General features: G+C 28.0%; 10 protein-coding genes. 5 read left to right on the top strand and 5 right to left on the bottom strand.

Annotation, left to right across the window (positions count from 1 at the left end; all coding sequences use genetic code 4):
- Positions 1-108: 108 nt before the first annotated feature.
- Positions 109-2,835: a DUF885 family protein gene (locus ACWXVQ_RS01945; protein ID WP_456013420.1), complete on the bottom strand. Its 2,727-nt coding sequence runs from the start codon at positions 2,833-2,835 to the stop codon at positions 109-111.
- 221 nt (positions 2,836-3,056) lie between these two features.
- The gene (locus ACWXVQ_RS01940; RefSeq protein ID WP_456013419.1) at positions 3,057-5,807 is read right to left on the bottom strand and encodes a DUF885 family protein; all 2,751 of its coding nucleotides are present in this window, start codon (positions 5,805-5,807) and stop codon (positions 3,057-3,059) included.
- A gap of 300 nt (positions 5,808-6,107) precedes the next feature.
- On the opposite strand from ACWXVQ_RS01940, the gene gpmI reads away from it, so the two are divergent.
- Positions 6,108-7,622 (top strand): 2,3-bisphosphoglycerate-independent phosphoglycerate mutase, encoded by a 1,515-nt coding sequence (gene gpmI, locus ACWXVQ_RS01935; RefSeq protein WP_456013418.1) that lies wholly within the window; start codon positions 6,108-6,110, stop codon positions 7,620-7,622.
- A 246-nt stretch (positions 7,623-7,868) separates the two neighbouring features.
- Here the strand turns inward: gpmI and ACWXVQ_RS01930 are convergent, their stop codons facing one another.
- Together ACWXVQ_RS01930 and ACWXVQ_RS01925 are read right to left on the bottom strand one after the other, a co-directional pair.
- Entirely contained in the window at positions 7,869-8,036 is a 168-nt protein-coding gene (locus ACWXVQ_RS01930) for a hypothetical protein (protein WP_456013416.1), read from the bottom strand.
- Between the two features lie 206 nt (positions 8,037-8,242).
- Positions 8,243-8,680 (bottom strand): hypothetical protein, encoded by a 438-nt coding sequence (locus tag ACWXVQ_RS01925; protein WP_456013414.1) that lies wholly within the window; start codon positions 8,678-8,680, stop codon positions 8,243-8,245.
- Positions 8,681-9,285: 605 nt separating this feature from the next.
- Here ACWXVQ_RS01925 and ACWXVQ_RS01920 point away from each other — a divergent pair.
- Both ACWXVQ_RS01920 and ACWXVQ_RS01915 read left to right on the top strand, forming a co-directional pair.
- On the top strand, positions 9,286-10,980 hold the full coding sequence (locus tag ACWXVQ_RS01920; protein ID WP_456013412.1) for a DUF262 domain-containing protein: 1,695 nt from the start codon (positions 9,286-9,288) through the stop codon (positions 10,978-10,980).
- Positions 10,981-11,061: 81 nt separating this feature from the next.
- Entirely contained in the window at positions 11,062-11,655 is a 594-nt protein-coding gene (locus ACWXVQ_RS01915; protein WP_456013411.1) for a hypothetical protein, read from the top strand.
- Positions 11,656-12,200: 545 nt separating this feature from the next.
- Here the strand turns inward: ACWXVQ_RS01915 and ACWXVQ_RS01910 are convergent.
- Entirely contained in the window at positions 12,201-12,683 is a 483-nt protein-coding gene (locus ACWXVQ_RS01910; protein ID WP_456013410.1) for a hypothetical protein, read from the bottom strand.
- A 529-nt stretch (positions 12,684-13,212) separates the two neighbouring features.
- Between ACWXVQ_RS01910 and ACWXVQ_RS01905 the strand changes: the two genes are divergently transcribed.
- Together ACWXVQ_RS01905 and ACWXVQ_RS01900 are read left to right on the top strand one after the other, a co-directional pair.
- A complete protein-coding gene (locus tag ACWXVQ_RS01905; protein ID WP_456013408.1) occupies positions 13,213-14,034 on the top strand; it encodes a hypothetical protein in 822 nt (273 codons plus the stop codon).
- 173 nt (positions 14,035-14,207) lie between these two features.
- On the top strand, positions 14,208-14,546 hold the full coding sequence (locus tag ACWXVQ_RS01900; RefSeq protein WP_456013406.1) for a hypothetical protein: 339 nt from the start codon (positions 14,208-14,210) through the stop codon (positions 14,544-14,546).
- Positions 14,547-14,871 lie beyond the last annotated feature (325 nt).

Genomic DNA, 14,871 nt, shown 5'->3' with positions numbered 1-14,871 from the left:
ATCATAAGCTTAATAAACATTTTTAAACTATAAAAGTGTTACGATTTGATTGAGAATTAATAAGAAAAAAACCAGCCAAAAAGGCTAGTTTTAATTTTGCAGATAAAATTATAAATTGTAATGTAATTCGACAATTTCTTTCAAGGTTTCGAGAGGTAATGCACCGGTCTCTAATAATAAATTCAAAAATTCCTTAATGTTTTCCTTATTTGATACAAATTCTTCCCTTGAAAGGCCTTTTGACTTACGAACTCTGTCATATAGTTTCAACATTGCTTCTTTACCTGAATTATACGATGTTGCTTGTCCGGGTAGATTTAAATAACGTTTTGATTCTGATGTAATATCACCAATTCCTAATGCTGAGTTAGCATGTAGGAATTTTCTTATGTCATTAATTGAAGCGCCAGCTGGTAAATCATCAGTACCTTTAATATCTCCATGATATGCAGTATCAACAGCACGTCTCATGTTACGCAATTGAGCTTCATTTAAAGCACCAAAATATTGCAACATATTAGCTAATTCAACGGCTTTCAAAGTATGCAATTTATCATCGTCGATTTTGTTTTTTGAAACAACTAAATTTCAATACACGCCACCATGTAGTTCCTTCATTCCTTTAATTTCTTCGTTAGTTACATATTGTGGTCTTGTCGCTTTAACAAAACTTGTAATTCCTTTTGCTGATTTGAAGCTAACAGGTAGAGCGTAATAATCTTCATTTTCAAAGTCAGGCGTTCCATATAAACCTGCCTCGATTCCAAATCATTCCATAAATAAAGCTCAACCTTCCTTGTATGAAGTATAGTTAAAAATGTCTCCTATCGTTAGCCCATCAACAGTTTTTAGAAATTTTTGCGCATAGTATATTTGATTGTGATGTCCCATAACACTTTCGTGATTAGCAAATGAAGTTACTGACCATTTTGGCAAGCCAAAATAAGGGTCCGCATTAAATGTAAATGCACCAAATCCGTCTTTTTCAACCTTAGCTCTTCCGTTATATGCACCGACACCTGAACTTAAACGAGTTGAATATTCATATGTAGTAATTCCATATCTCGGCACTTGTTTAGGGAAATAAGAATATCCTTCGTTAATAGTAGTGTCTCTAAATTGATTATAACCTTTAAAAGCTTCTAAAGCTCCGTAATAAAACTGGTCATTTGTAATTGAACTATATTTAGAATTTTGACCTTTTAAGAATTCATAACCTAAAGTCTTTAAATTTTTAATAGCATCTTGTAATTTTGGGTCTTTTTCTAATTCATTCTTCTTTTCTTGCGTGTAATATGAGGAATTTTCGCGACCAAAAAAGAACTGTTCTTGGTTTAATCATTTATAAAACTCAGGCAAATTAATATTCCCATTTGCATCTCTTATTTCAAGTACAACATCCTTAACCTCTTGTGGGCCAACACCATCAGAATCATACTTAATAGTTGGGGTTCATGGCTCGTTCTCATTTCCGGTAATTAATCTAGCGACTGCTTTTGCAGTTAATTCCATGTTCTTAACAGCCGTCTTTGTTGTTTCATAACCCGAATTAAATACGTCCTGTGCAGAATCATTTGAAGTTGTAGCAAATTTTAAAATACCATCATATATCTTTTTACCAGTTGTATTTTTCTCATCACCAGGAATACTTGATAAACCAACATTTTTAGCATCAAGATCTTTTTCGGTTAAACCAAGCCCGTAAATTGAAACAACTTTTTTACTTAAATTATCAAAAATTTCAATAGTATTTTCTAATTCGTTAACTACATTTGATTTAAACACCTTAAGCTCTTCTAAATTTTCGCCTAAACCAGTAGTTGATGCTTTGTAATATTCAGTTGCATAAAATTTATGGAATGCCTTAGTTTTTTCATCAAGAGTTTTATTAGAATCAATTATCTCAATAACAGACTTTGATTCTTGTGTTCCTTTTGCAAACTCTAGCAATTCCTTTGAATAATGTCTTGATAAAATGATATTAACATTGTTTTTAATAACAACTTTTGATAAAACAATATTAGCTTGCATTCCTTCATTTAAGTTTCTTTGCATCTTTTCGGCTCTATCGCCAGTTATTCTTAAAATAGTTTTATAAAATGAATTAACTGGGTAAGCTGATGTTGGTCCACCTTCATAAAATGCACCTGCTAGTCGCCCTTGTGAAGCATAGACGGTTTGCGCGATTTCCCAATCATATTTCAATCCACTTGCTCAGGCTGTTGTAGTTACATTGAGATTATTAGAGTTAATTTTTGAAAATAAATCAATTCATTTTTGATAGTATTTAACAATCTTGTCAACATCTTCTTTTTCAGGATAGAATATATCAATATTTGCCGCCAAATCATCTAATTCTCTCTGAAACTTATCATATGAAAGAACAATATATCTAGCTGTATGTTTGTAATTATTATCATAATACTTAGCATCACCATGTTGGGCGATTTTAGCTAAATAAGGCAATATTGCATTATCAATGTTTACTTTGTATTCTAACTCAAGATTTCTAATTTCGCTAGCAAGCATTTCGATTTCTTTAGCAATTTTTGTGGCTTGTTCACTCTTTTTATCATCCAATTCATTATACTTTGTGTTTAAATCTTTTAGTTTGGTATTCTTTTCCTCAATATTATTTTTTGTATCAACATTTGCCTCAACTGCCTTTGCCTCAGCATTTGTTAATTCGCTTTCTAGTTTCTTGTTTTCATTAATTGTTTTTCTAAATAAAGCATTTTGAGCAGCAAAAGGGATTACAGTAAAAATCACAGGAGCTGCAACTAAGGTGCCAACAACCGAAGTTATTATTAATGCTTTTTTGTTTTTTTGAGTCATATATATTATTTAAAATCCTTTTATTATATGTCTAATTTAAAAATATAAATCCAATGTTTAGTAGTTCCTGCCAAAAATTGCAGGTACCTTAATTTTAAATGAAAAAGCATAAAAATATTTATCTTTGATACTATACAGAGTTTTAGTTTCACTACAAGAAAGAAAAATTAAAAACATCTAGACTAGCTAGATGTTTTTTTAAAAAAGAATAATTAAATCTCTTATAGTTTGTAATGTAATTCTACAATTTCCTTTAAAGTTTCAAGAGGTAATCCACCTGTTTCTAACATTAGATTTAATAGTTCTTTAATGTTTGCCTTATCTTCGACAGTAACAAAATCTTTTCTTGAAAGTCCCTTTGATTGACGTACTCTGTCATATAGCTTCAACATAGCTTCTTTACCAGCATTATATGATGTTGCTTGTCCGGGTAGGTTTAGATAACGTTTTGATTCTGATGTAATATCACCAATTCCTAATGCTGAGTTAGCATGTAGGAAGTTTCTAACATCTTGAATTGATGCACCGGCAGGTAAATCTTCTTTTCCTTCAATTCTTCCATGGTATGCAGGGTCAACAGCACGTCTCATGTTACGTAATTGAGCTTCATTTAAAGCACCAAAATATTGCAACATATTAGCTAATTCAACAGCTCTTAGAGTGTGTTCTTCATCGCTTGAGTTATTTTTGCCTTCTGATGCAACTAAACTTCAATATACACCACCATGTAATTCCTTCATTCCTTTAATTTCTGCAGCAGTTACAGCTGATTCATCTTGCGATATTGCTGAAGAAACAAAGCTTGTAATTCCATTTGAATGTTTAAAACTTACTGGGAAAGCGTAATAGTCTTCGCTGTCAAAGTCAGGAGTTCCGTATAGTCCTGATTCAATTCCGAATCATTCCATAAATAAAGCTCAACCTTCTGCATATGAAGTGTAATCAAAGATATTTCCAACAGTTAATCCATCAATAGTTTTTAAAAACTTTTTAGCATAATAGATTTGGTTGTGGTGTCCCATAACACTTTCGTGGTTAGCAAAAGAAGTTACTGATCATTTTGGTAAGCTGTAGTATGGATCAACATTAAATGTAAATGCACCAAATCCATCTTTTTCAACTTGTGCATTACCATTATATGCACCAACACCTTCTTCAGCACGTCTTCTATATTCATATGAAGTGATTCCGTATCTTGGAACACTCTTAGGGAAATATGAATATCCATGATCAATTGTAGTATCTCTAAATTCATGGTAACCCTTGAAGGCTTCTAGTGCTCCATAGTAGAATTGTTCATTTGTAATTGAACCATATTTGGTTTTATTTGTCTTTAAGAACTCATATCCTAATCTTTTTAGATTTTGTCTTGCATCCTCTAATTTAGGATCTTTTGCTAAATCTTGTTTTTTAGCTTCTGTGTAATATGAAGCATCTTCACGACCAAAGAAGAATTGTTCTTGGTTTAATCACTTGTAGAAATCAGAAATATTGATTTCACCATTAGCATCTCTAATTTTTAATTTAACTTCTTCAACTGGATTTGGTCCAAGACCATCAGCATCATACTTAATTGTTGGAGCTCATACACCTTTGTCTTTTCCAGTAATTAATTTAGCAACTGCAGCGGCTGTCAATTTCATATTTTTAGCAGCTGTTGTCGTTGTTTCATAACCTGAATTAAACACGTCTTGGGCTGTATCATCTGTAGTAGTAGAGAATTTTAAGATACCACTATAAACCTTATCTCCATTTGTTACACCTGGTTTTCCTACGATAGAATTTAAACCAACATTCTTAGCATTTAGGTCTTTTTCAGTTAAACCAACACCATAAACCGTCTTAACATCATTGCCATCAAATACTTCAACGTGATTTTCTTTTTCGTCGATTTCATTTGTTTTATATAGTTTTAATTCAGCTAGATTTTCACCCAAACCTGATTTAGAAGCCTTGTAATATTCATTAGCATAGAATTTGTGGAATTCCACTAATTTTGGGCTTGATTTAGCTAATTCTTCATTTTTTGCAATAAGATCAGTAACTTTTATTTCATTAGCAGATCCATTTAAAAATTCTTTCAATTGATCTTGGTAAAAATTAGATAAAATTGATCTTACATTATTTTTGATAACCACTTTTGATAAAACAACATCAGATTCAATTCCTTCTTTAAGATTCTTTTGAACCTTTGGAGCTCTCTCTTCATCAATTGAACTAATTGTGTCATAAAAAGCATTGATAGGATATGCTGAAGATAGACCTCATTCTAATCAAACACCAAGTAAACGGCTTTCTGATGCATAAACTGTTTTAGCTATTTCTCATTCATATTTTAATCCGCTTACTCATGCTGTTGAGGCAGTGTTTAGGTTTCTTGAATTAATTTTCGAAAATGTATTAATTCAATCTTGATAGAACTTAATAATTTCTTGAGCATTTTCCTTGCTTGGATAATTTATATCTAAATCATCTCTAGAAGCAAGTTTTGCTAAATCTCTTTGAAATTTTTTGTATGACAATACTACATATTCGGCTGTATTTTTTAAGGTACCTTCGTAGTATCTCAAATCACCTTCTTCAGCAATTTTTGCTAATATAGGTAAAATTTTAGATTCAATATTTTCTTGATATTGATCGTCAAGTTGAGCACGTTCTGCTTCAGCATTTCTAATTTCTTGTTCTAATTTTGCTTTAGTTGCTTCATCAGCTTTTTGGCTTTTTTGTGTTAAGTCTGCAATTTGAGCATCCTTAGCATCGATTTTAGCTTTTAAAGCCTTATTTGCTTCATCTTCAACAGCTGCTTTCTTAGCTTCTACATATTCTTTCTCATATCTTTGATTCTTTTGAGTTTCTCTTTTAAATCATGAAATTTGAGCGCCATATGGAATTATCGTAACTACTGTAGGTACTAAAACAATACCGCCTACAATACCACTAATAATTAGGGCTTTTTTTGTTTTTGGAGTCATATATATACTTATCCTTAATTTAGTTTATTAATTTATCATTTAATAAAATTTTTTACCTTTTGATAAAGTTTAAAAAATAAAGATTTGTGTGTCCACAATAGATACACATTTTTTATTATATTACATTTGCCTTTAGTTTACATAATTAGAGGAAAAAATGGACCAAAAAAAGTCAAATCTCAATCTTTTTAAGATATTTTATAATTTAACACCTCAATCAATCAAAATGATTTAGCATCATTTGTTTTATTATAAAATTTATATAAGTAAAAATATATTTTTTTATTATAGAGGTAATGTATGGAAAATCAAAAAAAAGTAATATTAACAGTAATTGATGGTTTGGGTCTTAGAAATGTAAGACAAGGAAATGCTTTTGCACAGGCTTATCATCCAATATTTGATTATTTGTTTGCAATGTGTCCTAATTCTGTTTTGCAAGCATCTGGAGAATATGTAGGCCTTCCAAAAGGTCAAATTGGGAATTCAGAAGTCGGCCATCTAAACATCGGGGCAGGAAGAATTGTATATACTGGTTTATCATTGATTAATAGAGCAATAGAGACTGGTGATTTTAAAAAAAACGAAGTAATAAATAAATTAATTGATAATTCAATAGCAAACAATACCACTTTGCATTTAATGGGCTTGCTAAGTAATGGCGGTGTACATTCATTAGATAATCATTTATTTGAAATTATAAAACTTGCCAACCACAAGGGACTTAAAAAAGTTTCAATTCATATTTTTGGTGATGGTCGAGATGTCAAGCCACAATCAATTAATGATTCATTGATAATACTTAAAAAATTATCAGAAGATTTCAATTATCCGATTTCAAGCATTTCAGGGCGCTTTTATGCTATGGACCGTGACCAAATATTCGAAAGAAATGAATTGGCACTTGAAGCAATTCTTGGTAAATCACCCATCAAGTATAAAGATATTAATAAGTATATAAACGAACAATATAATCAAGGAATTTATGATGAGTTTTTCTACCCTGCACAAAACCAAAATGGCTTATTTTTAAAAGAAAATGATAATGTTTTTTTCTTTAATTTTAGACCAGATCGTGCTAGACAACTTAGTCATCTAATTTTAGATAGCAAACTATATGAATATAAACCTAAAAACAAAACAAAACCAAATCTCTTTGCTTCTTTAATGAAATATGAGGGTATTAATTCCTTAGTCGCATTTAAAGAAATGCAAGTAGATAACCCGCTTGGAGAAGTGTTAGCCACCAATAATCTAAAACAATTAAGATTAGCAGAGACTCAAAAATATGCGCATGTCACCTTCTTTATGGATGGTGGAAAAGAAGTTATTTATAAAAATGAAGATAGAATTTTAGTAAATAGTATCAAAGCTGCAAGCTTTGCTGATTATCCTCATATGTCAGCTAAAGAAATAACTGACGAATTGCTTGAAAAAATTAATGATTATGACTTTGTTATCATGAATTATGCTAATCCAGATATGGTGGGTCATACTGGAAATTTACAAGCAACAATAAAAGCAATTGAGTTTCTAGATGAACAATTTGAACGAATTCTTAAATTCGTGATAGCTAATCGTGATAAAGTAACATGATTCATAACTGCTGATCATGGAAATGCCGAAATAACTGAGGATGAAAATAATAAACCTGCAACAAAACATACAACAAGTCCGGTTTTATTTGTTTCAACTGATAAAAATATTGAATTAAAAAATGGGGCGCTTTGTGATGTTGCACCCACAATTCTTGAATATTTAAATATTCAGAAACCAAAGGAAATGACAGGTCAATCATTGCTAAAAAAATTCTAATTAATTTTATAAAAGTAATATAAGTGTTAATTCTTAATCAAATTGCAATATTTTTATAGTTAAAAATTTTTATTAAACTTATGATATCAAATTTATTTTTTAAGACCTAAAAATTTAAACTAGTAATCAGGAAAATTAGCAAAGTGTGACACTTTGCTATTATTTTTTTTGTCAATCTATATATTTTGAAAAAAATTAAATAGTAATATATTTTTAAATTAACCTTACGGCCCTTATTTTTTAAATTTATTCATATTTGGATTGGTTAATTGTACTTTTAAACATTGATTTTAGGTGGCTCATTTCTTCTTTTAAACCTGATGTATTTAATTCAAATTTTTCTAAATTTCTAATCAAGTAATTAAACTTGTTCGTAAATGTCGAAACTACTGACTTATGCGTTACGACTATCAAACTCAATTTATAAGCCAAATCGTCTCAAATGTCAAGATTTTTACCTATTAAAAAATCTCTTGTGAGTTAATCACTGTTTGCTTTGTAACGATTTTCCGGAGTTTTAAAACAATATTCACAACTTGAGTTCATACAAAATAAAACTTTTATTTTCTTTGAAAAATTAACTCTATTGCCGTTAGTATCAACTGGAGCATAATATTCGTTTAGGTACTTAACTGCACCAAAATGAGTTTTGTTTTTAAAATGATAATCAACATCCAACCAGGATCGCCTTCAGTTATTTTTCTAAAACAGTTTTTATTGCTATTTCTTTTTAATTTTGGAGATATAGAATTAAAGTAATCTATTAATTGGTCTTCAATTTTACTAATTTCTGTTCAATGTTTTATATTCTTTATTTTAAAGCATATGGGATAACTTAATTGAGCAGTTTTAAAAGACCTTTCAACACTACTATTTATTGCATAATAAAATATTGTTTCTGGAATTGTGTTATTTAAAATATTTTTTAACATTTCTTTTAGCTTCTTTTCTAGTCGCTTTGTGCAAGTGTTCTTGTTTCATAACCCCTTTTTTAAGGTGCGCCTGTAAAGCGTTTTTAAAGACATTATTGAACCTTTTGTTCTATAATAAACTGCCATAGTAACATTTCTAGTTCTAATCTGTAGGTTGTTCAAAAATAAAAGAACTAAAATCTCTGATTTTTTTCAATTTCATAATCTACAAGATCATCACTAAACTTTTGTCTATATTTATTTCCTTTATTTTTGTGTGAGACATTAAATATCCCACTAAAATTTATAAATTTTTTAATTTTAGAAACTGTAAAACGGCTAACTTCGTGTTTTATGGCGATTTGGTTTATTTTTATTTTTTCATTAGTTATATCGATATAAATACTTTTTCTTTTTTTCTCAAAATCTGTTAAATTCTGGATTTCTATTTTTTTATATTTCTCGTTACCTCCTATAGTGATTTTAAACTATAGAATGTTGCAAAATAATTGAGAATTTACATGATCAAAACGCGTTTTAGATATGTCAATATCTAAAGAAATTTATTATAATTATATTACCATGAATAATGCAAAGAGAACTTTAAATGCATTTTCTTTCCCTAAGCCTCTTTTAATAAGATTGAGAGAGAGAGAGAGAGAGAGAGCAGACTCTTAATAAATAATTTAACAATAAATTAACACCTAACTATTAGGTGTATTTTTGCGTATTTTCATGGAGAAGGCAAATATATGACACAAAACAAAATAAATATAGATAGTATAACAATTAGAAATTTATTTCAAAATGCTTCTAAAGAACATAATTTTTTAATACCTGAATATCAAAGACCATATTCATGAGGAGAAGAACAAACCGAAAAATTATTCAGTGATTTATGAGAATTTTACAAAATTATACTTAAAGAGCCAAATTCAAAAGAACAGTATTTTTTAGGTTCAATTGTTTTCTTTGAAAACGAAGATGGAAAATGAGAAATTATCGACGGACAACAACGTATAACGACCATTTTTCTACTTTTAAGAGCAATTCTTAAAAAATGTGAGAACACTAATAGTGAAAATACTAAAAATTTAGCAAAAGAAATTGAAGAATGTATTTGACATATTTCAAATGATTATAAAAAAATAATTGATAGAAATTCAATGTCCATTCAAAATGTTTCAGTAATGCAAAGTAATTTAGAAGATTTTGAGAATATCATCAAAAGTGGTGAATATAACAAAAAAAGTAAAAGTAATTATTCGAAAAACTATGCAAAATTAATAGAGTTGATTGAAGAAAAAGCAAAAAATGAAATTGAGGGGATATTTAACTTTTTTAATACCATATTAGAAAAAACCCTTATCTTAACTGTATCTTCGCAATCTCAACAATCTGCTATGACGGTTTTTGAAACTCTTAATAATAGAGGGGTTCCTCTTTCTGATGCCGATATTTTTAAAGCTAAGATATATAACCTATTAAAAGATAAAAATGAAAAAGATAAATTCATAGAACAATGAAAAGAATTAGAATATGATTGTGTTTCAATGAATAAGACATTAAATGATATTTTTTCATACTATATGTTCTATTTAAGGGCAGAAGAAGGAGATATCGACAGTACCACGCCAGGAATAAGAAAATACATATTAAAATATCTAGAACAAAATAACATTGATGATATTTTTAACAAAATGATAGAAACTATTAAAAATATTATTTCATTTCTAAAAATGGTGAATAACTTAAATGAAGAAAAAGACTTAAACTCGAAGATTAAACAACAACTAGATATTATTTTTTCTTTCTCTAATGATTTTGGTAAATACCCAGCTTTAATATATTACTTAAAAAATAAAGACAAAATTGATAATGATGATACAAGTGAATATCTTGAGTTATTAATAAAATTAAGAAATAGAATTGTCACAAGATATTTAGTAATTCCTTCAATAAACGATATTAAACACGGCATTTTGTTACTAAATAAAAGCATAATAAAAGGCCATGAGTTTGATTTTTCTAAATTAGAAAAAAAAGATTCAGATGATGTGATGGAAAAAATCAAAAGTCCAAATGTAAAAATCATAAGCATGATTATAAAAATGTTTGAATATTCACAAAACGATCAAGAAGAGATGGATATATTGCCAGCCAAATGAGAAATAGAACATATTTTACCTAAATCTCATGCACAATTCGATAAAGAAAATAAAGAATTATATGAACAAATTGGAAACATAATTCCTTTAGACAAAAGGCGTAATATTAGAGCTTCTGATGATTGATTTAAGTCTAAAAAAGAGATATATAAAAAGGCGGCAAAATTTAGATCTGCAATACAAATCTCACAACTTGAAAATGATTATTGAACAATAAATGATATCAAGAAAAGAAATGACGAATTAGTTAAAAAATTTAAAGAAATAACAAAGGATTAATATGAATGATGATATTTATAAAAGAACATTACAAAATATAGAAAAATACATTGAAAAATAAACATAATTAATAGGAGAAATATGAATAATAAAATAAAACTTTATTTTGGTTTATCATTACCCTTTGCCATATTAGCATATATATTGTACTTGGTTTCGACTGGATATTATTATGTGGTAAAAGATGTAGATTTTTCTTTTTTATCAATGTTGATACCAAAAGTATATCCAGACGGAGCAGGAATAACAATATTACTATTTGCAATTTTATTTAATATTGGATCATTTATCTTAGCTATTTTATTAACATTAGAATTAAAGAAAATTGATTCGATGAAGATAAAAAACAAATATATTCTCTCAAAAATATTTGTATTCACCACACCTTTTTTATCAATATTATTTCTATTGCTTATAGCTTTCTTTGGTATTTTTATTTTTGCGATATATTTATCAGCCAAAAATCGCACCAAATTAGCGAAAGAAAAATTAAAACCGTTACAAGAAAAAATTAGATTAATAAAAGATGAATCTTTAAGAAAAAAACTAGAAGCCGATGCAGGAAAATCTTATGGGTCTAATATATTTAATGAAACAAAAATGAAGCAAGAATTAAAAGTTATCGAAAAAATAGTAGATGATGAATTAAGAAGACAAAACAATAATGTTTGATAGTATGGTCAAAAAATTACATTGGTTTAACTGGTGTAATTTTTTCATTAGATAATTAATAAATTACGAATAATTCAAAACCATAAAGTATCATAATTTTAAGTTCTATAAATTGCTGTTAATTCTTAATCAAATTGCAACATTCTTATAGTTTAAAAATGTTTATTAAACTTATGATATTAAATTTATTTTTTAAGCTTTATTCATCTTTAGATTGGTTGGCAAACCATTTTTTTTCAAACCCGCTTTTGCGGACAATAAAATAAAATTAAAAATCTACTTAAAGTATTCAGATAGGTCATTATCCACTTGTTTAATTGTGTTTTTAAACATTGTTTTTAAGTGATTTGTTTCTTCTTTCGAACCTGATGTATTTAATTTAAATTTTTATAAATTTATAATCAGGTAATTAAACTTGTCCGTAAATGTCGAAACTACTGACTTATGTGTTACAACTATCAAACTCAATTTATAAGCCAAATCGTCTCAAACGTCAAGATTTTTACCTATTAAAAAAATCTCTTGTGAGTTAAAAGTTAGATAAATCACTACTTGCTTTGTAACGGTTTTCTGGAGTTTTGAAAAAAATATTCACCACTTGAGTTCATACGAAATAAAACTCTTATTTTCTTTGAAAAATTAACTCTATTGCCGTTAGTATCAACTGGGGCATAATATTCGTCTGCGCCTGAATGAGTTTTGTTTTTAAAATGATAATCAACATACCAACCAGGATCGCCTTCAGTTATTTTTCTAAAACAGTTTTTATTGCTATTTCTTTTTAATTTTGGAGATATAAAATTAAAGTAATCTATTAATTGGTCTTCAATTTTACTAATTTCTGTTCAATGTTTTATATTGTTTATTTTAAAGCATATAGGATAATTTGATTGAGCAGTTTTAAAAGATTTTTCAACACTACTATTTATTACATAATAAAATATTGTTTCTAAAACCGTGTTATTTAAAATATTTTTTAACGTTTCTTTTAGCTTCTTTTCTAGCCCCTTTGTGCGAGTGCTCTGTTGCATAGCTCCTTTTTTTAAAGGTGCGTCTGTAAAGAGTTTTTAAAGACATTATTGAACCTTTTGTTCTATAATAAATTGCCATAGTAACATTTCTAGTTCTATCTCTAGGTTGATCAAAAATAAAAGAACTAAAATCTCTAATTTTTTCAATTTTAGAATCTTCAAGATCATCGCTAAACTTTTGTCTATTTTTATTTCCTTTATTTTTGTTTGAGACATTAAATGTCCCGTCAAAATTTATAGATCTTTAATTTTAGAAACTATAAAACTGCTAACTTCGTGTTCTATGGCGATTTGGTTTATTTTTATTTTTTTCATTAGTTATATCGGTATAAATATCTTTTCTTTTTTTTCTCAAAATCTGTCAAATTCTGGATTTCTATTTTTTTATATTTCACATTACCTCCTATAATGATTTTAAACTATAGGATGTTGCAAAATAATTGAGAATCCACATAATTAATGAAAGAAGCGCTATTTTTTTTTTTTTTTGGTTATATAATTAAAAAAATACTAAATTGAAAGGAAAAAAATGAAAAAAAGCAATTTACTTTTTTTAGGATTTTTGCCTGTTTTGGCAACACCAGTTATAGCTCTATCATGTGCAAACCCATCTAACCCTGGTCCCAAAAAACCAGAACATATTGATGAACCAGGCCCCGACAAGCCTGGCGATCAAGGCAACCCTGAAAATAAGCCAAAAGAAAAACAACCCGATAAACATGAGACACCAGATCAAGGAAATAATACTACTCCTTCAATAGTGAATCCCCAAAAGCTCGGTGAAGGAAAGAAAGAAGATGATAATATATCAAATGATAAAAATGCCATTATAAAAAAATTTGAAGAGTTACGTACCTATTATTATGAAACGAGACAAGAAAAACTTGAAAAGATTAAATTTTTATATTATGATTTAATGACTAGACATCAAGGAATATATCTACTAACTAGAGAAAAAGTAATTCAAGATAACTTAGAAATTTTCTTCTTTGATATTTTGGGTCATGAAATTGATGAAAAAATTAATAGCAGATTTTCGAAACTTGAAGAAGAAAAAAATATGCATAAAGATGTTGATGAAGAACTTCTTAAAAAAATAAAAGAACTTATAACGGAATTTTCCAAAGAAAAAGGTGATAAGTTAATTGAAGAATTTTCAGAAAAAGCAAGAGCTGAAGCAAAAAAAATATTAGCTAATATTCTTGCAAAGCAGGAAGAATTATATAAAAAACTAACTGAGCTCCTAGAAAAAATAACGCATTCACAGACAAAAGAATATTGAAAGGCAAAAATCAAAGAACTTTATACAGAATTGGCACTAACAGATGAATTATTGCAACAATTAAAATAAAATCATTGAATCACAAAAAAAGTAAATTAAATAATAAAAAAGCAGCCTTGTTAATTTTAAAAAAGGTTGCTTTTAAAGTATTTAATAATTACTCATAATGGCTAAATTTCGTTAAATCGCAACAAAAACGAGCCGCCTAACATATATAGTAAAATGTTATAGGTGGTCTTATTATGCATGAAATAGAATTAAACTATTTTCAATTAAATAGAAAACAAAAATTAGATGTTATAACTACATATTCCAATTTAACAAATAAGCGATTATCCTTAAAGGCAAAATGTTCAATATCAACCATAAAAAGATTAAAACAAAAATTAAGAAATGCTAAATTATGCAAAAAAGAAGTTAACTTAGCACATGGCAATCAATGAGGCGATAGAAAAAAGATTTACAGTAATGATTTAATTATCAATTATGAAAAAATATGAAAGCAAAAAATTAATTGCTGGAACAAAAAAATAGTTCTTGTAATTCATATTTGTCTTAGCGTTTATTTTATGAAAGAATAACTAATGTAAAAATATCATATAGCCAATTAACAAAAAAACTTACACAAAGCGGATTTCTAAGTGCTTTTGCTCATAAAAATACAATAAAAAGAAAAAACTTTTGTCAAAAAATATATACCTTATAAACCAAATATTTTGCCTAAAGAAAAGATTGCAAAACCAACCATAATCTCAAAAAGAAAATTAGTAAATACGGGATACCGAAAGTAATAATTAACGATAATAGAATGAATTTTCATAATAGTCTTGAATCTAGCGCTATTTTGTATGATGCAGTCACAAAATTAGCTACTGAATTTATAACAACATCAGTATCTAATGAAAA

Source organism: Mycoplasma sp. 527 (genome assembly GCF_053851595.1).
Note: the sequence above shows the minus strand (reverse complement) of the source record. Positions and strands in the feature narration are given on the sequence as shown.